This is a genomic window from Pseudomonas sp. P4_D7, from assembly GCF_056401755.1.
On record NZ_JBFUIR010000003.1, the window covers coordinates 288,120 to 308,193 of the forward strand.

The 20,074-nt window shown below is 60.7% G+C and carries 17 protein-coding genes and 2 riboswitches; of the genes, 7 read left to right on the plus strand and 10 right to left on the minus strand.

The features are described from left to right. Window positions 1-17 precede the first annotated feature (17 nt). Window positions 18-1,040, plus strand: a complete 1,023-nt coding sequence (locus tag AC1DVF_RS04270; RefSeq protein ID WP_477782060.1) for an acyltransferase family protein — start codon at window positions 18-20, stop codon at window positions 1,038-1,040. Between the two features lie 57 nt (window positions 1,041-1,097). Continuing rightward, the gene (gene nfuA / locus AC1DVF_RS04275; RefSeq protein ID WP_007912592.1) at window positions 1,098-1,682 is read left to right on the plus strand and encodes a Fe-S biogenesis protein NfuA; all 585 of its coding nucleotides are present in this window, start codon (window positions 1,098-1,100) and stop codon (window positions 1,680-1,682) included. A 144-nt stretch (window positions 1,683-1,826) separates the two neighbouring features. Here nfuA and cobM read toward each other — a convergent pair whose 3' ends face one another. From cobM to AC1DVF_RS04325, 10 genes are all read right to left on the minus strand, one after another. Beyond that, window positions 1,827-2,573, minus strand: coding sequence for a precorrin-4 C(11)-methyltransferase (gene cobM, locus AC1DVF_RS04280; protein WP_477782061.1), 747 nt, complete (start codon window positions 2,571-2,573; stop codon window positions 1,827-1,829). 81 nt (window positions 2,574-2,654) lie between these two features. Further along, entirely contained in the window at window positions 2,655-3,068 is a 414-nt protein-coding gene (locus AC1DVF_RS04285; protein WP_003225490.1) for a cobalamin biosynthesis protein, read from the minus strand. Next, window positions 3,065-3,763: a CbtA family protein gene (locus AC1DVF_RS04290; protein WP_093430887.1), complete on the minus strand. Its 699-nt coding sequence runs from the start codon at window positions 3,761-3,763 to the stop codon at window positions 3,065-3,067. The genes AC1DVF_RS04285 and AC1DVF_RS04290 overlap by 4 nt, the downstream gene beginning before the upstream one ends. Before the next feature lie 11 nt (window positions 3,764-3,774). Then, window positions 3,775-3,972, minus strand: coding sequence for a CbtB domain-containing protein (locus AC1DVF_RS04295; protein ID WP_093430890.1), 198 nt, complete (start codon window positions 3,970-3,972; stop codon window positions 3,775-3,777). Between the two features lie 123 nt (window positions 3,973-4,095). Further along, window positions 4,096-4,317: riboswitch (cobalamin riboswitch) on the minus strand. Between the two features lie 34 nt (window positions 4,318-4,351). After that, window positions 4,352-4,678, minus strand: coding sequence for a hypothetical protein (locus tag AC1DVF_RS04300; RefSeq protein WP_093430893.1), 327 nt, complete (start codon window positions 4,676-4,678; stop codon window positions 4,352-4,354). Then, window positions 4,671-5,363, minus strand: coding sequence for an AzlC family ABC transporter permease (locus tag AC1DVF_RS04305; RefSeq protein ID WP_186624546.1), 693 nt, complete (start codon window positions 5,361-5,363; stop codon window positions 4,671-4,673). Before AC1DVF_RS04305 ends, AC1DVF_RS04300 begins: the two co-directional genes overlap by 8 nt. Further along, complete coding sequence (locus AC1DVF_RS04310; RefSeq protein WP_099756449.1) at window positions 5,353-6,270, minus strand: sugar phosphate isomerase/epimerase family protein; 918 nt, start codon at window positions 6,268-6,270, stop codon at window positions 5,353-5,355. Before AC1DVF_RS04310 ends, AC1DVF_RS04305 begins: the two co-directional genes overlap by 11 nt. Then, window positions 6,267-8,687 carry an ATP-grasp domain-containing protein gene (locus tag AC1DVF_RS04315; protein WP_477782062.1) on the minus strand — a complete coding sequence of 807 codons (2,421 nt, stop codon included), beginning with the start codon at window positions 8,685-8,687 and terminating at the stop codon, window positions 6,267-6,269. The genes AC1DVF_RS04310 and AC1DVF_RS04315 overlap by 4 nt, the downstream gene beginning before the upstream one ends. Continuing rightward, the gene (locus tag AC1DVF_RS04320; protein ID WP_477782063.1) at window positions 8,684-9,964 is read right to left on the minus strand and encodes a hypothetical protein; all 1,281 of its coding nucleotides are present in this window, start codon (window positions 9,962-9,964) and stop codon (window positions 8,684-8,686) included. The genes AC1DVF_RS04315 and AC1DVF_RS04320 overlap by 4 nt, the downstream gene beginning before the upstream one ends. After that, window positions 9,964-10,716, minus strand: a complete 753-nt coding sequence (locus tag AC1DVF_RS04325) for a 2OG-Fe dioxygenase family protein (RefSeq protein WP_186624549.1) — start codon at window positions 10,714-10,716, stop codon at window positions 9,964-9,966. Before AC1DVF_RS04325 ends, AC1DVF_RS04320 begins: the two co-directional genes overlap by 1 nt. A 350-nt stretch (window positions 10,717-11,066) precedes the next feature. Next, window positions 11,067-11,278: riboswitch (cobalamin riboswitch) on the plus strand. Between the two features lie 99 nt (window positions 11,279-11,377). Here AC1DVF_RS04325 and cobW point away from each other — a divergent pair. The 5 genes from cobW to AC1DVF_RS04350 all read left to right on the plus strand — a co-directional run bounded on the left by cobW (window position 11,378) and on the right by AC1DVF_RS04350 (window position 20,042). Next, window positions 11,378-12,451 carry a cobalamin biosynthesis protein CobW gene (gene cobW, locus AC1DVF_RS04330; RefSeq protein WP_477782064.1) on the plus strand — a complete coding sequence of 358 codons (1,074 nt, stop codon included), beginning with the start codon at window positions 11,378-11,380 and terminating at the stop codon, window positions 12,449-12,451. 3 nt (window positions 12,452-12,454) lie between these two features. After that, window positions 12,455-16,216, plus strand: a complete 3,762-nt coding sequence (cobN, locus tag AC1DVF_RS04335) for a cobaltochelatase subunit CobN (protein ID WP_477782065.1) — start codon at window positions 12,455-12,457, stop codon at window positions 16,214-16,216. Between the two features lie 337 nt (window positions 16,217-16,553). Beyond that, entirely contained in the window at window positions 16,554-17,555 is a 1,002-nt protein-coding gene (locus AC1DVF_RS04340; protein WP_099756444.1) for a magnesium chelatase ATPase subunit I, read from the plus strand. Next, window positions 17,537-18,220 (plus strand): vWA domain-containing protein, encoded by a 684-nt coding sequence (locus AC1DVF_RS04345; protein ID WP_286079811.1) that lies wholly within the window; start codon window positions 17,537-17,539, stop codon window positions 18,218-18,220. The genes AC1DVF_RS04340 and AC1DVF_RS04345 overlap by 19 nt, the downstream gene beginning before the upstream one ends. A gap of 175 nt (window positions 18,221-18,395) precedes the next feature. Continuing rightward, on the plus strand, window positions 18,396-20,042 hold the full coding sequence (locus tag AC1DVF_RS04350; protein ID WP_477782066.1) for a phospholipase D-like domain-containing protein: 1,647 nt from the start codon (window positions 18,396-18,398) through the stop codon (window positions 20,040-20,042). The last annotated feature ends 32 nt before the right edge of the window (window positions 20,043-20,074 follow it).

Genomic DNA, 20,074 nt, shown 5'->3' on the forward strand with positions numbered 1-20,074 from the left:
GTGATCGGGAGCAGGTGATGTTGATTTCAGTGCAAGCCCTGCGTGCGCTGGCCGCGTGGACGGTGGTGTGCCACCACTTCATGCAGATTTTTTTTGACTTCAAGGCGCGCGGACCGGTCGGCCAGTTCTTTATCGACAAAGGCGCGGTGGGCGTCGACATTTTCTTTGTCATCAGCGGGTTGGTGATTTTCCTCTCGACCGAAAACAAACCGCTGCCGCCCGCGCGTTTCCTGCTGTACCGGCTGTTTCGCATCGTCCCGGCGTACTGGCTGTACACGCTGCTGATGGCGCTGCTGGTGGTGTTCGCCCAACCTTTGCTGCCGGATCAGACGGTGGACTGGGGCCATCTGCTGCTGTCGTTGCTGTTCATTCCTACCGAGAATCCTGGCGGCTACGGTATCTATCCGACGTTAAATGTCGGCTGGACACTGAATTACGAAATGCTTTTCTACGTGCTGTTTGCCTGGGCGCTGCTGTTTCGTTTGCAGGTGCGCCTGCTGGTGGTCGCGGCGCTGTTGTTTGCCGTGTGTCAGGCCTGGACCGGGTTTGGCTGGGTCAGCGCGTTCTATCGCTCGGACATCGTTTATGAGTTTCTGCTGGGGATCGGCATTGGCATGCTCTATCGGCGGGGCTGGATCGGTGCGGGACTGTGGCTGCCGCTAGTGGCCATCGTCGCGGCGTTGCTGACGATCTATCACTTGGCACCGGCGCCAAGGCTGCTGAACTGGGGCGTGCCGAGTGCAGTGCTGGTCATGGCGTGTATCTCACTTGAGCGTTATGTCGAGCGCAGCCGAATGCTCAAACTGCTTGGCGATTGCTCGTATTCGGTTTACCTGATGCACGTGCTGGTGCTGTCGGCGGGGGGATTTATCGCGCAGCGCTACGCGATCAACCCGTATTTGATGTTTGCCCTGTGCGCGCTGGCGATTGGCGTTGGCTCGTGGTTGAGCTACGAATGGGTGGAAAAGCGCAGCTACCATTGGCTCAAGGCGCGGGTTGACATGGAGCCGGACGAGAATCTTTCCCGACAAAAATACTAGGACTTTGTCCGGCGCAATGATTGGCGTAAACTGCGCCCAAGCCTGCGAGGAGTTTCCATGACCGCTATTACCATTACCGACGCCGCCCACGATTACCTGGCTGATCTGCTCTCCAAGCAGAACACCCCGGGCATTGGCATCCGCGTCTTCATCACCCAGCCTGGCACCCAGTACGCTGAAACCTGCATTGCCTACTGCAAGCCGGGCGAAGAAAAACCTGAAGACACCGCGTTGGGGCTGAAAAGCTTCACCGCGTATATCGATCACTTCAGCGAAGCGTTTCTCGATGACGCCGTTGTCGACTATGCCACCGACCGCATGGGCGGCCAGCTGACCATCAAGGCGCCGAACGCCAAAGTACCGATGGTCAACGCTGACAGCCCGGTCAATGAGCGCATCAACTATTACCTGCAAACCGAAATCAACCCGGGGCTGGCCAGCCACGGCGGTCAGGTCAGCCTGATCGATGTGGTTGAAGACGGCATCGCCGTTTTGCAGTTCGGTGGCGGTTGCCAGGGCTGCGGCCAGGCGGACGTAACCTTGAAGGAAGGCATCGAGCGCACCTTGCTCGAGCGTATTCCGGAGCTGAAAGGCGTTCGCGACGTGACCGACCACACGCAGAAAGAAAACGCCTACTACTAAGGTGTTCGCTGCGGACATGAAAAACGGCGCCCCGTGAGCGCCGTTTTTTTATGGGTGACATGTACCGACGCCTTCGCGAGCAAGCTCGCTCCCACATTTGATCGCATTCCAAATGTGGGAGCGAGCTTGCTCGCGAAGGCGGCTTCATKGGCGATAGAGATGCGCATGCCCGGCGCGATACAACGATGACTCGCTGAACACCTCACTGCCCAATACCCGACCCACCAGAATCAACGCCGTACGCCGAAACCCTTTGGCCTCGACCTTTCCGGCGATATCCGCCAGTGTCCCGACTACCCAATCCTGATCCGGCCATGTTGCTCGGTGAATCACCGCAATCGGGCAATCCGCGCCGTAGTGCGGCAACAGTTCGGCCAGAATCTTATCCAGATGATTAACGCCCAGATGAATCGCCATGGTCGCGCCATGCTGCGCCAGACTGCCAAGCTCTTCGCCTGCCGGCATTGCGGTTTTGTCGGCGTAGCGGGTCAGAATCACACTTTGCGACACGTCCGGCAGCGTCAATTCCGCGCCAAGCAGCGCCGCACAGRCTGCGGTGGCCGTCACGCCGGGAATGATCTCGAACGGAATATCCAGCTCACGCAGATAACGGATCTGCTCGCCAATCGCGCCATACAGACTCGGATCGCCGGAATGCACCCGCGCCACATCCTGACCCTTGGCATGCGCGGTCTTGATCAATTCGATGATCTGTTCCAGATGCAGTTCGGCGCTGTTCACCACCGTTTCGGCTTGATGGCCGTCGAGTACCGCCGCCGGCACTAGCGAACCTGCGTAGATAATCACCGGGCAACTGCGAATCAGCCGCTGGCCTTTGACAGTGATCAATTCCGGGTCGCCGGGGCCGGCGCCGATGAAGTAGACGGTCATCGTTGAATCCTGAGTAAAAGAGGGCACGACTGCGTTGCAGATGAACAACGCTCATGATCAATGGCGGGGATTATCGGGATTTTACGCCGCGCCGGCCAATGCCAGCGTGGCCTGAGCGTATTTTTGCCGGGAGATCAGCAGTTTTGCCGGCGCTTGAATCAGCTGTTCAGCGAGCGCAAGCGCGGCACTTTCGGCGACGCCGTAGCAACCGGTGCGTTCGTAAGCAATCTGTGAATGGTGACTGAGCCGCTGTTGGTAGCTGGCCAGTTCGTCACTGCTGAAGTACAGCAGGGGCAGAGCCAGTTGTGCAGCAAGTTCTTGCAGGCCCGGCTCGTCGCGCTTCAAGTCGATACTGGCCAACGCTTTCACCGCCTCAAGCTCAATGCGATGCGCCTGTAGCGCTTGATCGAGTAACGCGCGCAGCGTGCTGGCCGGGCAGCCGCGCTGGCAGCCCAGGCCGACCACGAAGGTCGGCGCTGCGCGGTCATCGGTCATGCGTGGTATTGACCAGCGCTTTTGCGGCGGAACAACCAGGCGCTGATCAGGCCCAGGGCCAGCCAGAACGCCACGTTGGTCAACTGCGAAGCGATTTTGAACTGAGCTTCGAGTGCTTCGGGGGCGAGCATCGAATGCACTTCCGGTTGCGGTGCGCCGATCACGTGGGGCACAGCGAGGATGGCCACACCGAGGACCTTCATCAGCCAGTGACGGCTGAACGCGATCAGCGACAGACCTACAGCCGTCGAAGCGGCCGTGCCGATCCACCACGTCTGCCGCGAAGCCAGATCGGCCGCAGCGGTGCCCGGCAGTTCTGGTGGCAGGCCCAAGGTCGGAGCAAGCACGAACGTCGCGTAACCGGCCAGGCCCCAGAGCAGGCCCTGCGAAGTTTTGGTCGGCGCGCGCAGGGTGTACAGGCCGGCGAGCATCAGGGCGAAACCGACGGCTACGACCAGATTACCGCCAGTGGTCGAGACTACGCGCTGCCAGCCGTCTTCCGGCTCCCAGGCCTCGGCATCATGGGTGTGCGCAGCCACGCCAGCGGCATGTTCGTGAACCGCCACCGGCTCGGACTTCTCGAAGGTTTCCGCCTGCAGAATCAGCGGCGAAACCCAGAAGCTTTGCAGCAGAGTGAGGAGCAGGGCGGCCAGCAGACCAGAGAAACCTGCAGTTTGCGCGATACGCTTGATCATGTCGGCAGGTCTCAATGGCACGGGAACGCGGCGCTGTGGCGGGTATCGTGGGCGGCGTTGTGTACCGCTTCGATGTGCGAGAAACCGGCAAAGTAAACCAGACTGGCGCCGAGGATCGACGCAAAGATTGCGGCGGTCAGGCGTTGGCTCAGGGTGGTGGTGCTGGCGATTTTGTCCGTGTTGCTGCCGGTGCTGCTGATAATCGACATGGCGCTTCCCTCTGGAGTGTCAGCGGGTGAATAGAGCGCATGAAAACCCCTGCGGGTCGGGCTCGCAGAGGTTCGAACAGCGCCCGCCCACCGCGGGTTTGTTATGTGCAGCGCCGCACAAATGCGGGCTGTGTGTTGCGGGCCGGTCTCCGGGCTCACGAGGGGCTGGCGTCAGGCCGACCTGCAAGCGTCACCTTCCCATACCGTATTGGCACAGTGGTTTTGACGCTTCGCTCGCTTACCGTTGCGGGGGCAGCACCGGACTGACATGGGCTTGAGTAAAGCACATGATTCACCGGTTTCCCGTTTCACCCTGTGAAGGGCACCCGTAACAAGTTGTGTAGGAGAGCATGGGCGGGGGATTTGAGTCAATCGACGCCTAGCGCATGATCAGCAGGACGTACACCCCCAGCGCCATCAGGAACGCATAATAGGATTTGATTCGCGTCAGGCTCAGCAGCCACGCCAACGCCACCGGCAGGATCCATGGCATGGCCGCCAGGTGCTGGCTGGCCAAAGGATAGAGTGAGACCGCCAGCAGGCTGACGAGCATCGCCACCGATGTGTATTTTCCCAGACGATCGATGAAAGCGCGGGCAGTTGCCGAAAGCCGTTCGACATCGACGGCCAGCGGCAGCAAGCGGCAGACGATCGAAACCAGCGCGCAAATCAGTACGTACAGCCAGAAAGTACCAGGTTCAATCATAGACATAGCTCGTCAGAACGGTGATGGCGAGCACCAGCAGCAAGCTGACCTCGCCCAGCCACAGCAAGCTCGCGGCGGTGGCCAGGCCGGCAATCCATTGCGCATGGAAGTTGTGACGGTCGCGGGCCATCTTGCCAAGCGAAGCGCTGATGAAAATCGCGATTACTACACTGACGTGATCCATCACTGCGTTGTCGGCCACGCTGGCGAAGCAATACCCGACCACGGTGCCAAGCAGGGCGGCGGCGTACAGCAGAAAGCACACGGTGTTGGCATACGGGCGGCTGATCGGTTGCTGATCCTTGCGGATCGACATCAACGTGAAAGCCGCATTTGCCATCACCGCCAGGGCGGGGACAAACGCTTTGACCGGGCCCTGGAGGCTGGATTTCAGGCTCAGTGTGAAGACCAGAAAACGCAAGTTGATACTCAGCGCCGAGACCAGCACGCCAAAGGCGTTAAGCAGGTGCGCGGGGGTTTCCAGCAGCGTCAGTTGCAATGGCGAGGCCATTACCGTACCGCTGAAAACCACCATGGCCGGAAGATCCAGACCATGGCGGCGCCCGAGCATGCCGATCAGGGTGAAGGTCAGCAGCAGCGAGAAGACGAACGGTAGCGCATCGCGGATACCGGTCGCGATCTCGCTGCGCGATGCCGGTTTTGCCAGGTTCGACTCAACCAGCATGAGTGCTGTGCCGCGAGCCGGCCAGCAATTGCTCTACGCCGTTCTTGTAGGCCAGGGCTTTTTCCAGGTAGTACTCGGTGGAGAAGCGCGGAATGAACTCCTCCACCACGGCCACACCCCGATAGCCGTTGACCGCGAAGCGATTGAGCACATCGCTCAGGCGCAAGTTGCCTTCGCCAATCGGCAGATGTTGATGGTGGGTGTTGTTGAGGTCGGCAATGTGCAGATGCCGGGTAACCGGCGCCAGATCGGCAATGGCTTTGAACAGGCTTTCACCATACGGCAGCAGTGAGCACAGATGCGTCACGTCGATGGTCACGAAGCACCCGGTCTCCTTGTGAAAGCGCAGGTGTTCCTCGACGGTGAAGACCGGGAATTTCGGCCGCTGACCGCCCATGTTCTCCAGGCACAGGGCGATGCCATCGGTGTTGCAGCGCTTGGTCACCTGGTTGATCGCTACTATCAGGTTGTCCAGCAGTTCGCCGTTTTCCAGTTGATCTTTGTAGCCGGGATGAAAAGTGACGCTGGTGGCGCCGGCCTCGTGGGAAAACTCCACGGCGGCACTCAGACAGTCCACCGCTTGGGCACGTTCGGTCAAATCCGGGGAGCACAGGTTGTACTGGCGACCCCACCATCCGGCGTGGACGGTCAGCGTGATGCCATTGTGTTCGGCGAAGCTGCGGATTTTCCCGGCAAGCTCAGACCGGTCTTCGGCGCTCAGCGACCAGAAGGTTTTTTCGGCGTCTTCGCCGATCTCGAACTCGACCGCTTGGAAATGTCTGGCCAGATCGGTGATCGAACCCAGGATGTCTGCAGGGTTGTCGTAGACATTGGTGGAAAAGGAGATCATCGGGAAGTGAGCGCTGATCGGGCCTTCGATGTGATATAGCGGGTCTTTACGGGTCATTGCGCTGGTCCTTGCGTAGTGAACTCTGGGTGGGTGATCGCGGCGTTGAAGTCCGCCGGGTCGTCGGCGTCGCTGCAGCCCAGCAGCGTGTAGCCGTGGCGGTCTGCGGAACGGCTGATGCTCTGGCCGAACTTGTCGGGGTTGAGGTTCACGCGTAATGCAAACGGGTGTTGCAGCAGGCGTGCCTGGAGCTGTTGCGGATTGGCGGTCGGGGCCGCCTCGATGTAGCGGATCGCCATTTTGGCGTAGGTTTTCTCGGGCGTCGGCAGTGACGTGCCGGCCATCGCGGCGATGGTGCTGGCTGCCAAATGCACCCCTGTGGTTTTCCAGACCATTTCCCAGATCTGGTCACCGCCGAAGCGGGTCTGGGTTTCGATGAATTGCAGGCGTGAACCGTCCAGCTTGATTTCCGTGTGGGCCGGGCCCCAGCGGTTGCCCATTCGCCCGAGCAGCCACAGCACCGCTTCTTCGATCTGCGCGGCGGTTTTCTCGTCGAGCCCGGCAGGAAAGTCATGCCCGGTTTCGACATAACCGGGGGCACCGCTGGTGTATTTGCGCGTGATGCCGAGAATCCGGTGCTGGCCATCCAGGCTGAGGGATTCAACGCTGTATTCGTCGCCGCTGGCGAAGGCCTCGATCAGATTGTTTCCCTCCAGCGAGAGGTGTTCGACATCCTCGGGCCTGTCTATGGCATAGACGCCCTGACTGCCCGAACCGTTGACGGGTTTGACGATGGCCGGGCCATGGCGCAGCACGAAAGCGCGAGCCTCGGCACCATGGTTGATAGCGGCAGTGGGCAACTCGTAGCGACTGCCTTTGAGCAATTGGCGAAACAGCAGTTTGTCGCGACTGACTTCCACACTGCGCAGGTTGTTGTGGACGATGCCCAGACGTTCGCCCAAGCGTGACGCGGGCAACAGGCCCAGTTCCGAAAACGAAACCACGGCATCGAATGGCGATTGCCGGTGCAGCCGTTCTACCATCGTGCTGTAGGCCGGCAGATCGGCGATGTCAGGCGTCAGCACTAGCGTTGCGCGCTCGCGCTGATAGTCAGATAACTCGCCGGGTTGCTGGACGAGAGTAAATCGAAACTGCCGCGCAGTATCCCAATCCAGTCCCGAATCACGCCCGCCGATGAGCAGAATGTGTTTGGTGTTCGCCGCCGTGGGCTGCTCGCCATAGACATCAATGTCGCTGACGGCGAGCAAGGATTGTCGCAGGCGGGCGGTGTCGGGTTGCCTGAACTCGATGTACAGGTAGTTCTGAAAACCGTTGCTGACCGGTCCGATGGCTTCGCCCGGAGTGACGTAGGCGTACCAACGCTGGAAACCTGGCAAGCGGCAGATCCGGTCGGCGCCGTGCAGTCCGTCATAGAGCCGGTCTGTGCGGGCAAAAGGGGTGGCGATGCCGAACGCATCCGGCGCTTCGCTGGCGCTGGGCAGAGGCTCGGCGGACAGCGCGCGGTGGTAGCAGACATCCAGCGCCAGCCCCCAGGCTTGGCGAATCACATGAATCCGGCTGCCGCCGGGGCGTGCGCCGACTTCGAGGACTCTTGGCCCGCGGGGGGTGAGAATGAACTCGACATGGGCAAACGTGCCTTTGAGCGCTAACGCTTTCACGGCGTCATGGGCCAGGCGATGGCAACGCTCCTTCAGCGCTGCGTCGGGCTCCAGCAGCGACGGCGTGTAGCGGGCGAAATGGTGAAAGTCGCCGCGATCAATATCGACGCCGGCAATCACATCGACGATCGGAAAACTGCTGATCGTGCCATCGGCGGCAATCGTGCAGTCGATGGAATGGTTGGAGCCCTGGAGAAATTCCTCCAGCAGCAGTTGATCGGTTTCGCGGCTTTTGCCCGCCACATAGCGCTGCAGCGCCGGCCATTCATGACGGGCGTAGTCGAGCAGATCCTGCTGATCGTCGATGCAGCGTACGAACAGGCTGCTGTAAAGGTTCGCTGGCTTCAGGATGAACGGGTAGGGCAGATCGCCCGGGCGCGCCAGCAGGTCGTCGATACGAACCTGGCGAGAGAGCACGTGCAGATCCAGGTTGCGCGACTGTTGGAAGCATTGGCGTTGCAGCACCTTGTCCAGCGTGTTTTCCACGTTACGGTGCAAGTGGGCCAGCGCCGGCAGCGCCGCACACAGCCGCCCCGTGATCGCGACATAGCCTTCACGGAAATTCAGGACACTGGTGAAGCCATGCTCGTCCAGCAACTGCTGCGTCAGCTGGATCAGATCCGCGGTCAGCCCTCTGGAAAAGTCGTACAGCGCCACCGGCGAGATCTGTTTCGCATCGGCGATCTTGCTGGTTTTGCGACTATCGGCAATCAGCAAAGGGGTGATGCCCTCGGCAATCAGGCCCTCGTATTCTCCGTCACGAATATTGCCGATGATCAGGCAGGCCGCTGCACTCATTCGTCAACCTCCTGATCGAAGCTGTAGTGGACCCGGTTCAGGCGCTGGCAAATGTGAGCCAGACGAATCCGGTCCACGCCGTAGGCGCCACCGCTCAAGACATTGCGAATGATGTGCGCCAAGGCATCCAGGTCTTCGCTGCTGATCCCCAGACGAGTAATTTCCTGCAGGCCGAAGCGCAGGCAGTCGCGGCCATTGATCTGTTTATTGTTGATCCGGATCCCCAGTTCATTGAGCTGCTGCGCCGCTTGCCGGGCCAGTTCGCCTTCGAGCAACAGCAGGTGCGTGTCGGAGGGGTGCAGCGTCCAGCCCGGCAGGTCGGCGAGTGCGTCGTGCAACTGGCGAGTATTGGCGCACATGCGTTGGGCGTAGGCCTGGCCGTAGCGCTGGGTTTCCAGCAGGCTGACGAACAGTTGCAGCAGACCGGGCAGATTGGGCGAGGACACCAGCGCACCGCTGAGCGTTTGCTCGATCCGCTGGGCCAGATCGGCACGCCGGCAGACGATCAGTGCCCGGTGCGGACCTGCCAGGGATTTGTGGGTGTTGCCTTGAAGAATATCCGCCCCCTCGTCAAGCGGATTGGGAAAGGCCTTCCCGGCGATGAGGCCCAGAGTGTGCGACGCATCGTAGATGATCAGTGTCCGCTCAAAGCCCCGGTGGTTCAGCAGCGCGCGCAGTGGTTTAAGGGCGATTGCCCGTGTGGTCAGACCATGGTCGAGCAGTACGGCTGCCGGTTGTACACCGCACGCCTGGAGTTGCCGATCAACGTCCCCGAGATCAATTTGTCCGTCAGCCGTCAGTTTCAAAAAGACGCTGTGCCGGCCCATCTTCTGTACCAGAGGCCCGGTTGCGAAATGCCCGCCACTTTCGGGCGCCAGTGATAATACGCAGTCGCCCGGCTCGGTCAGGGCGGCCAGCACGCTCAGCGTGCAGTGCACGCCGGAGAGCACACGGTATTCGACGAACGGCGCGTTGAACATTGCCTGCACGGCTTGGGTCGCCAAAGCCTTTAATGTTTCGACTTCGGGGAAGTGTTCGACCTGCATGCCATTGAATTCGGCGGCATAGCATTGACCGTCAATGGTCTGTGCATTGAACAAGTAACGCTCGTAATGGCGATTCTGTCCTAGCGTGCGTGCAGTCTCGGACAATATGTTTTCATTGGCGGTCAGCGATAGTGTGGAAGTTCTTCGTGCGTACGCCTGTTGAAACTGTTCAATGATGAAGTTATGCGCGAGTGGGGTACTGACTGAAAGTGCATGAGTCGAATGATTCATTAGTAGTCCGCCAGGTCGAAGTCGATAATCAACATATCGCGACTGCCGCGATCCGAATTAATGCTCGATGTTTGCAGTGGGGAAACTTCATGCAGAAGTATTCGGTCATTCAAGACGACGGTTTCCAGATAGTCAGTCAAAGTTGCACTGAATACTTGGCCACCTTCTTCATCAAATATCCGGCTTTCGCCACCGATGACATGCTGACGTTGAATCAGGTGTTGAAAGACAAAATCGTGCCCGTCGCGATGTCGGCCCTCGGGAGTGGCCTGGCCAGCATTGCCTTGATCGCAGAGGATACGGAACTGATGGCAGGTCACGAGCCAGTCGCGCGGCCCCAGCGCCATGTCCAGCAGTGCCAGGTCGGCGGCCAGCAGTGTCTGTAGAATCGGGGAGTCAATGAACGTCGCCTCGCAGCGGGTGTAGGTGCGCTGCACCCCGCCCAACAGCGGGTTGTCGGTCTCGGCTTGAAAAAAGTGGCAGTCTTGCAGCGCCGTCCACTGGCGTTCCCGTTGGCGATACTGGAACTTGCAGATGCGTCGTTCGCGAAGACCGTTCTCTGCGCTGAGATACGCATCGGTATGCAAATGCTCCCAGGTCGCATTGAATGCCCGGCAAGCTTCGCGTCCCAGCAGCGCAACATCCAATGCTGGATAGTGGGCACTGTGCGCATAGTGGCAATTGCGCAGTAGTTCGGAAAGTTCCTTTAGTCCGGCATCACTTGAAAGCCGTAACGCGTTACCGGCACTCATGTTGTGGATACCCATGGGCGCAGGAAAGAAACAGGCAGGATCAAATACTGATAATAATCAGCCATGCAAGAAATCCTTTCTTGAGAGACTCATAGTCCTTGTGYGAACTCATCGTTCATATCTTGTATTGATTTATCAATTTGGTTTTTGTAAAGATATGTAATCGAATGCGCGCAGCCGCTCTATTTCAGGGTTTAACCCGGTGGTGGTTTTTGAATTTAACGGATAGGGCATGTAAGACATAACTTACAACTACTTCTTAAGTGAGAAGTGTTCGCGATCATTAGATGAAAAAGTTGCTGTCCTTATAACCACAATGATCCAGGCGTTGACCCGCCTGCCGTGCATGCGTAGCCTTGCGCAATCGAGGTTCTCCGGCGTGTGCCGGAGCTAAGAAGGGAACGCGGTCAATGCCGCGGCTGCCCCCGCAACTGTGAACGGTGATGTTCGCTGCCACGCCACTGCCAGCTCAATCGATGAGCCCGCGGGAAGGCGCAGCCAACGCCAGGCCCAGCGCCTGAACGCCGTCAGCCAGGAGACCTGCCTCGTCACAGATTCTCACTACAACCGGGCGGGGTGATCCGGTGGCGAACTCTCCAGGCACGCACGCGCGTTGCCGGTTCTCGTCCCGTATGCCCGCCGCTTGCCAAAGGGCATACCGATGAAAACACTGGCCAAACTCCCCGTCACCATCGTCACCGGCTTCCTCGGCTCGGGCAAGACCACGCTGCTGCGGCACATGCTCGACAACGCTCAGGGGCGTCGTATCGCGGTGATCGTCAACGAGTTTGGCGAGTTGGGCATTGACGGTGAAATCCTCAAGCAGTGCACCATCGGTTGCACGGAAGAAGAAGCCACCGGCCGCGTTTATGAGCTGGCCAACGGCTGCCTGTGCTGCACCGTTCAGGAAGAGTTCTTCCCGGTGATGCGTGAACTGGTTGCCCGTCGCGGCGATCTCGACCATATCCTTATCGAAACCTCGGGCCTGGCCCTGCCAAAACCGCTGGTACAAGCCTTCCAGTGGCCGGAAATCCGCAGCGCCTGCACGGTTGATGCGGTGATCACCGTGGTCGACAGCCCGGCCGTCGCTGCTGGCACTTTCGCCGCGTTCCCGGATCAGGTTGATGCCCAGCGCAAACTCGATCCGAACCTCGACCACGAATCGCCACTGCACGAACTGTTCGCCGATCAACTGGCCAGCGCCGACCTGGTGATCCTCAACAAGGCCGACCAGACCAGCGCGGAAGATCTCGCTCGTGTCCGCGCTGAAGTCGCCGAAGAGCTGCCGCCAGCAGTGAAAATCATCGAATCCAGCAACGGCCGTCTGCCGCTGGACGTGCTGATTGGCCTCGGCGCCGGTTCCGAGGAGCACATCGATAGCCGCCACAGCCATCATGATCACCACCACGGTGAAGGCGATGACGACCACGATGACCACGATCACGACGCCTTCGATTCGATCTCCATCGAACTGCCACAAGCCGACGAAAGCCTGCTGCTCGACGCCCTGACGCAACTGGTGGTCAAGCACGGCATCCTGCGCGTCAAAGGTTTCGCCGCCATCCCGAACAAGCCAATGCGTCTGCTGATCCAGGGCGTGGGTACGCGTTTCGACAAGCATTTCGACCGTCAGTGGGGCGCTGATGAAGCGCGCGTCACGCGTCTGGTGTTGATCGGTCAGGAACTCGACGCCGCGCAACTCGAAGCGCAACTGCGCGCTGCGCTCAGCGTTTAAGCCATGCACCTGCTCAGGACTCAGCCCGGCGGTTTCGTCTCCGATGACAACATTGCCGACCTTGGCCAAACCCCCGCCGAGCTGGTGATCCTGTGCAGCGGCGACTCCAGTCTGGCGCTGCTCGCCGAAGCCGCGCAGCAGTTGCCGGAAGATTACCCGAGCCTGCGTCTGGCCAACCCGATGCAGGTGCAGAATCACGCTTCGGTCGATTTGTACGTCGATGAAGTGCTGCGCCACGCCAAGGTGATTCTGATTTCGCTGCACGGCGGCATCGCCTATTGGCGCTACGGCGTTGAGCGTCTGATCGAACTGTCCGAGCGCGGTGTGCAGGTGATTCTGGTGCCGGGCGATGACCGTCCTGATCCGGAACTCAGCGACCTGAGCACCGTCAACGCTGTGGATCGTGATCGCCTCTGGCAATTCCTGCGTCAGGGCGGCCTGGGCAATGCGCTGGACTTTTTCCGCTGCCTCGCCAACCGTTGGCTGGCTCGCGATTACGCCTGGGAAGAACCGCAGGCGCTGCCGCGCACGGCGATTTACCATCCGGATAAAACCAGCGCCGCACTGAGTGACTGGCAAGCCGATTGGCTGCCTGCGCACCCGGTCGCGGCGGTGTTGTTTTACCGCTCGCATTTACAAGCGGCGAACACCGCGTTCATCGATGTGTTCTGCCAGCGCTTGCAAGCGGCGGGGCTGAATCCGCTGCCGATCGCGGTGGCCAGTCTGAAAGAACCCGGCTGCCTGACGGTGGTCGAGGACTGGCTGGACGAGGTTGAGGCCGGGGTGATTCTCAACACCACCGGGTTCGCTCAATCCAGCCCGGAAGCGCCGCATCTGCGACCGTTTCGCCGAAATATCCCGGTGATCCAGGCAATCTGCGCGCAGGACAATGAGCCCGGCTGGCGCGACAGCGAGCAAGGCCTGGGGCCACGGGATCTGGCCATGCACATTGCCTTGCCGGAACTCGATGGGCGCATCATCAGCCGGCCGATCAGTTTCAAGGATCTGGCCTGGCGCAGTGAGCGCAGTCAGTCCGATGTCGTCTGCTACCGCGCGCAACCTGAGCGCATGGATTTCGTCGCTGAACTGGCGCGGCGCTGGATTGATCTGGCGCAAGTACCAAATGGCGAAAAACGCATCGCATTGATCCTCGCCAACTATCCGACCCGTGATGGGCGCATCGGCAACGGTGTCGGTCTCGACACGCCGGCGGCGGCGCTGAACATCCTGCGTGCATTGCAGGCTGAGGGATATCCGCTCACCGCTGAACTGCCGAATAGCGGCACCGAGTTGATCGAGCAATTGCTCGGTGGCGTCAGCAACGATCTCGACACCATTGATCTGCGTCCATGCCAGCAAAGCCTGGCGATGGACGCTTATCTGACGATGTTCAACGCGCTGCCCGAGGCCAATCGCAGCGCTGTGATCGAACGCTGGGGCACGCCGCAAAACGACCCGATGTGCCGCGACGGGAGGATGATGATCGCCGGTCTGCGCTTCGGCCTGACCTTCGTCGGTATTCAGCCGGCGCGCGGTTATCAGGTCGACCCGAGCGCGGTCTATCACGACCCCGATCTGGTGCCGCCGCACGCTTATCTGGCGTTCTATTTCTGGTTGCGCAACACCTATGGCGCCCACGGCGTGATTCACGTTGGCAAACACGGCAACCTCGAATGGCTGCCGGGCAAAGGCGTCGGTCTTTCGGAGAACTGCTGGCCGGATGCGTTGCTCGGTCCGCTGCCAAATATCTATCCGTTTATCGTCAACGATCCGGGGGAGGGCGCGCAGGCCAAACGGCGCACGCAAGCGGTGATTATCGATCACCTGATGCCGCCGCTGACCCGTGCCGAAACCTACGGCCCGTTGCGCAATCTGGAGCTGCTGGCCGACGAGTATTACGAAGCGCAGCTGCTTGATCCGCGCCGCGCCCGTGAACTGCAGCGCGACATTCTGCAACTGGTGCGCGAGACGCAGATCGACCGCGAACTGCAACTCGATGCCGCGCTGGACAGTGATGCCGACGCGGCGATCTGGTTGCCGCGCCTGGATACGTATTTGTGTGATTTGAAGGAATCGCAGATTCGCGATGGTTTGCACATTTTTGGTGAATCGCCGAGCGGGCGTTTGCGCATTGATACGTTGTTGGCTTTGCTGCGTATACCGCGTGGCGATGGCAAAGGCGCGCAGTCGAGTTTATTGCGGGCACTGGCCAAAGCATTCGAACTCGGTTTCGATCCGCTCGATTGCGCGCTGGCCGACCCTTGGTCTGGTCCGCGCCCCGATCAATTGCGATCAATCGGCGACGAAGTCTGGCGCACCGCCGGCGATACCCGCGAACGCCTCGAACTGTTTGCCACACAGCTGATTTCCCAAGCCCTGCACGATCCATGTGGGAGCGAGCTTGCTCGCGAAGGCGTCGTGTCACAGTCGCTGCGCGAAGTCGTCGCCCCACGCCTCGATGCCTGCGGCCCCGCTGAAATGCGCGGCCTGCTCGACGCCCTCAGCGGTCGCTTCGTCCCCGCGGGCCCCAGCGGTGCACCCAGCCGTGGTCGCCTTGACGTGCTGCCCACCGGCCGCAACTTCTACTCGGTCGACGTGCGCAACCTGCCGACCACCACCGCGTGGCGCATCGGTTTCCAGTCGGCGACGTTGGTTCTGGAACGGCACCTGCAAGACCACGGCGATCACCTGCGCCAGCTCGGATTATCCGTGTGGGGCACCGCGACCATGCGCACTGGTGGCGACGACATCGCCCAGGCCATGGCACTGATGGGCGTGCGTCCGGTGTGGGCCACTGGCAGTCAGCGCGTTGATGATTTCGAGATTCTGCCGCTGAGCCTGCTTGATCGTCCGCGCGTCGATGTCACGCTGCGAGTTTCCGGTTTTTTTCGGGATGCCTTCGCCAACCTGATTCGCCTGTTCGACGCCGCCGTGCAAGCAGTGGCAGCGCTGGACGAGCCGGACGACCTCAACCCGCTTGCGGCGAAAGTGCGTGCCGAGCGCGAGGCGCTGCGGCAATCGGGCCTCGACGAGGACACCGCGCGGCGTCAGGCCGGATGGCGGATCTTCGGCGCCAAACCCGGCGCGTACGGCGCAGGCGTGCAGGGCGCCATCGACGGTCGCTTGTGGCAGAGCCGTGAAGATCTCGCTGAGGTTTATCTGAACTGGGGCGCGTACGCCTATGGCGGTGCTGATGAGGGCACCGCTGCGCGCGAGCAGTTCGTTCAGCGCCTGAGTCAGGTACAAGCGGTGCTGCAGAATCAGGACAACCGCGAGCACGACCTGCTCGATTCCAATGATTACTACCAGTTCCAGGGCGGCATGCTCGCTGCCGTGGAAAGCTTGCGCGGTGAAGCGGCGGCGAGTTATCACGGCGATCACAGTCAACCGGATCTGCCAAAGATTCGCACCTTGAAAGAAGAGCTGAACCGGGTGATCCGCTCACGAGCGGTCAATCCGAAATGGATCGACGGGGTCAAGCGCCACGGCTATAAAGGCGCGTTCGAAATGGCTGCGACGGTTGATAACCTGTTCGCGTTCGATGCCACCACGCAGTTGATCGATGACCACCAGTACGCTTTGCTGGCCGATGCTTATCTGCTGGATCCGGCAACGCGGGAATTTGTTCGTGAGCATAATCCGCACGCGCTGCGGGATATGACCGAGCGGATGCTTGAGGCACAGCAGCGGGGGATGTGGCAGGAGCCTGGGGCTTATAAGGAAGCGCTGGAGAATCTGCTGCTGGATATTGAGGAAGATATGTAACCGGCCAAAAGCTACCCTCACCCCAGCCCTCTCCCGGAGGGAGAGGGAGCCGATTTGCGTTGCTGTCGAAGTCTGAGTTCGGCCCGACGTATCAGGTCGACGGAATTCGAAAGAACACCTAGGTCAGTTCCCTCTCCCCAGGGGAGTAAGGGGGTAAGGGAGCCGATTTGTGTTGGCTTTGGAGCCTGAGTTCAACTCGATAATTCAGGTCGGCGCAACTTGCAAGAACACCGCAATCAGTTCCCTCTCCCCCTGGGAGAGGGCTAGGGTGAGGGCCACCCCGACTGACACACCACAACACTCAAGCACACCAAAGACCACGACAGAGAAAACCCAAATGACCGACACCCCGCATTTCCCGCTCTCCGCCGTGGTCGGCGCCGATGACCTCAAGCTCGCCCTGTGCCTCACCGCCATCGACCCGAAAATCGGCGGCGTGCTGATCGAAGGCCCGCGCGGCATGGCCAAATCCACCCTGGCTAGGGGCCTGGCCGATCTGCTCGCCAGCGGTCAATTCGTCACCTTGCCGCTGGGCGCCACCGAAGAACGCCTGGTCGGTACCCTCGACCTTGACGCTGCCCTCAGCGAGGGCCGCGCACAATTCTCACCAGGTGTGCTGGCCAAGGCTGACGGCGGCGTACTCTACGTCGATGAAGTCAATCTGCTGCCCGATCACCTCGTCGATCTGCTGCTCGACGTTGCCGCCAGCGGCACCAATCTGATCGAGCGCGACGGCATTTCCCATCGGCATTCGGCGAAGTTCGTGCTGATCGGCACGATGAACCCGGAAGAGGGCGAGTTGCGTCCGCAACTGCTCGACCGCTTTGGCCTGAACGTCGCCCTCAGTGGCCACACGGCACCGACCGAGCGCGGACAGATCATCCGTCGCCGACTGGATTTCGACAGCGACCCGCAAGCGTTCTGCGCACAGTGGCAAGCCGAGCAGCAAGCCTTGCGTGCGCGTTGCGAAAACGCTCGTCGTGCCCTGGCCGATATTCCGCTGGATGATGCCGCACTGGCGCAGATCACCGAGCGTTGTTTCGCYGCCGGGGTTGATGGTCTGCGTGCCGACCTGGTCTGGTTGCGCGCCGCACGTGCCCACGCAGCGTGGCGCGGAGCTGAGGTGATTGGCGCAGAGGATATCGACGCTGTCGCCGAGTTTGCCCTGCGCCATCGGCGCCGTGAGCAAGCGCCATCGAATCCGCCGCAACCGGCCCAGTCGCCGGCCGCGACTCAGGCATCACCGAGTGAAGGGCAGGGCCAGTGGGGCGACATGCCGGCGCCTGCGCTCGCCACCGGCGCCCGCCGCGAAGTGCCGAGCTGGCCAAAAAAGCCTTAGGCATTCGCCCCCGATCCGACGCGGGGGCGAATGCCAGACCCCGCGCCGGTCGGCTGGACAACGGACGCCAAGGCAAGCGCCATAAGGCGCGCAGCGGTACGGTAAATTGGCCGGGCACGTTGCTCAATGGGCGTCCCCGGACGCGTGAAGATTTGCTGTTTCAACTGCGCACGCGCTCACCGCATGAATTGTGGCTTGTGATTGTCGATGCCTCCGCCTCGACCCGCCGCCATCAGGCCTTGAGCGATGCCAAAGGTTTGCTCGCGCAATTGTTCGATGATGCTTACCGGCAACGGGCACGACTCGCATTGTTGACGGCCAGTGGCTCGGTGCCGAAATGGCAGGTGCAGGGATTGAAGGCGTCCAGCGGCTTGCGGATGTGGCTGGACGCTTTGGGTGCAGGCGGTGGCACGCCGTTGCTGGCGGCGCTGGAGCAGGCCGGGCAGTGGCTGACGGTGCGGCGCAAGCGCTTTCCTGCCGAGCAGCAACGCTTGCTGGTGGTGACCGATGGGCGTCTGAAACAGTGGTCGGGATTACCCGCGCTGGGGTGTCCGGGGTTGCTGATCGACATCGAGCGTGGGCCGATCCGGTTGGGCCGGGCCAAGGATCTGGCGACGGAGCTGGATGCGCAGTATCAACATATCGATGAATTGATTTCCCTCTGATACTTTCTGTGTCTGGTCGGGCCTCATCGCGAGCAGGCTCACTCCTACAGGGGAACGCATTCCAAATGTAGGAGTGAGCCTGCTCGCGATTGCATCGACCCGGTCTAGAGCCGAACACTCAAAACCCGCATCACTGCTCTATGCTGCACCCAGCCCCAATCACAAGGAGTGAGCGATGCGCGTTCTGGTCAAAAACCCTCAAGACGACTTCCGCGTCAAAGCCTACGCCGGCACCAACGGCGTGCTGCTGGCCATGGACCTCGCCGAGTCCCGGCGCCAAGGCCTGCTCGGGTTTGCCATCGAAAAGCAGCAGGGCGCCAAACCCTGGTTGTTCCTGTTCAACAGCCTGACCTTCCCGAATAAGGCTCACACCTTTCCCCAGTTCCACGCCACCCCAAGCGATAAAGCCCCGCTGCAGAAATTTCGCTGGGCCGATTACGCGGTCAATCCGGGCATGACCCTTCACTATCGCGTGCATCTGGCCTACGGCACTGCGGATGCCGTGCAGTTGGGTGAGCCGCTGGAACTGACGATCACCTCCGATGACGGTCACCCGAGCAATCAAAGCGTGATATTCAACCGTGCGGTCGCCGCCAGTCAGGCATTCCAGCGCAAGTTTCCCGATCTGGACGCGCAGATCAGCGCCAACAAAAACATGCCCATCGAAGCCTGGCCCGATGCCGCGCGACAGTGGCTGGAAAACGGTTTGCTCGGGCGCTTGCTGGGGTTTATCGAGCGTGCGGTCGATGGTCAGTGGGCGCTGGACATCGCGATTTACGAGTATCAGTTGCAGGCAATCGTCGATGCGGTGAACGCGGCGTTCACGCGAGGCGTACAGGTGCGGGTGCTGTATCACGCCCGGCCCGATGATGAAGACACCACGCTCAACGAAGCGAGCCTGGCGGCACTGCCTCCTGCGAGCAAACGCGGGCGGGTGACCCACAACATCTTTCACAACAAATTCATGGTCCTGAGCCGCGTCGATGCCAGCGGCACTCATCAGCCTGAAGCGGTTTTGTGTGGTAGCACCAATTTCACCGCCAACGGGGTTTATCGTCAGGCCAACGTGGTGCATGTGCTGGACGATGCATCGATTGCCGCCAGTTATCTGCAGACGTTCGAGCAGATCTGGGCGCAGCCGGATGATATCGGCGTTACCCGTGACTGGATTACTGAACACAACCCGATGAGTCCGCAGCAACCTGTGTTCGCCGGGTTCTCGCCGCGCACCGGCGGGGCCGATCTGCAGGCGTTCGTGCAGATCATCAGCGCGGCGAAAAAGGACGTGCTGTTCGTCACCGCGTTCTCGCTGCCGGACGCGATTCTTAACGCGTTACTCGGCCAGCCCCACGACGATGTTTTGCGTTATGGCCTGCAGAACACTGCCAGCCGAATCACCGGTTTTCACGCCGACCGCAGCGCCGAATTCGCCGCCACCGCATTGCTCAACACCGGGCTGGAAGGCTGGCTGCGCGAGAACATGAAAGGCCAGAAAGGCAATCTGCTGGTGCACACCAAAGCCGTGGTCACCGACTTCACCACGGACACACCAACGATCATCAGCGGCAGCCACAACCTCAGCGTTTCGGCGAGTAATGGCAACGATGAAAACTACCTGATCATTCGCGGCGACACCGATCTGGCGGATCGTTACGGGCTGGAGCTGCTGCGGTTTTATGAGCATTACCGCTTTCGTTATTTCGCCAAGAAGCTGGCGTTGAAGCAGGTGAGTCCGTTGGCGGTGGATGACCATTGGACGAATGACTATTACATCGAAGGGGATTTGCGGCAGTTGTCCCGCCTACGCTTCGCCGGCCGCTGACATTGCCCCTGCGGCAGCTCCTACGGGGGAAT

Bases quoted from the DNA above. Each gene is read 5' to 3' on its own strand.
- AC1DVF_RS04270 (WP_477782060.1), top strand. From the start codon at position 18: ATGTTGATTTCAGTGCAAGCCCTGCGTGCGCTGGCCGCGTGGACGGTG.
- nfuA (WP_007912592.1), top strand. From the start codon at position 1,098: ATGACCGCTATTACCATTACCGACGCCGCCCACGATTACCTGGCTGAT.
- AC1DVF_RS04285 (WP_003225490.1), bottom strand. From the start codon at position 3,068: ATGACCGATGACCGCGCAGCGCCGACCTTCGTGGTCGGCCTGGGCTGC.
- AC1DVF_RS04290 (WP_093430887.1), bottom strand. From the start codon at position 3,763: ATGATCAAGCGTATCGCGCAAACTGCAGGTTTCTCTGGTCTGCTGGCC.
- AC1DVF_RS04295 (WP_093430890.1), bottom strand. From the start codon at position 3,972: ATGTCGATTATCAGCAGCACCGGCAGCAACACGGACAAAATCGCCAGC.
- AC1DVF_RS04300 (WP_093430893.1), bottom strand. From the start codon at position 4,678: ATGATTGAACCTGGTACTTTCTGGCTGTACGTACTGATTTGCGCGCTG.
- AC1DVF_RS04305 (WP_186624546.1), bottom strand. From the start codon at position 5,363: ATGCTGGTTGAGTCGAACCTGGCAAAACCGGCATCGCGCAGCGAGATC.
- AC1DVF_RS04310 (WP_099756449.1), bottom strand. From the start codon at position 6,270: ATGACCCGTAAAGACCCGCTATATCACATCGAAGGCCCGATCAGCGCT.
- AC1DVF_RS04315 (WP_477782062.1), bottom strand. From the start codon at position 8,687: ATGAGTGCAGCGGCCTGCCTGATCATCGGCAATATTCGTGACGGAGAA.
- AC1DVF_RS04320 (WP_477782063.1), bottom strand. From the start codon at position 9,964: ATGAATCATTCGACTCATGCACTTTCAGTCAGTACCCCACTCGCGCAT.
- AC1DVF_RS04325 (WP_186624549.1), bottom strand. From the start codon at position 10,716: ATGAGTGCCGGTAACGCGTTACGGCTTTCAAGTGATGCCGGACTAAAG.
- cobW (WP_477782064.1), top strand. From the start codon at position 11,378: ATGAAAACACTGGCCAAACTCCCCGTCACCATCGTCACCGGCTTCCTC.
- cobN (WP_477782065.1), top strand. From the start codon at position 12,455: ATGCACCTGCTCAGGACTCAGCCCGGCGGTTTCGTCTCCGATGACAAC.
- AC1DVF_RS04350 (WP_477782066.1), top strand. From the start codon at position 18,396: ATGCGCGTTCTGGTCAAAAACCCTCAAGACGACTTCCGCGTCAAAGCC.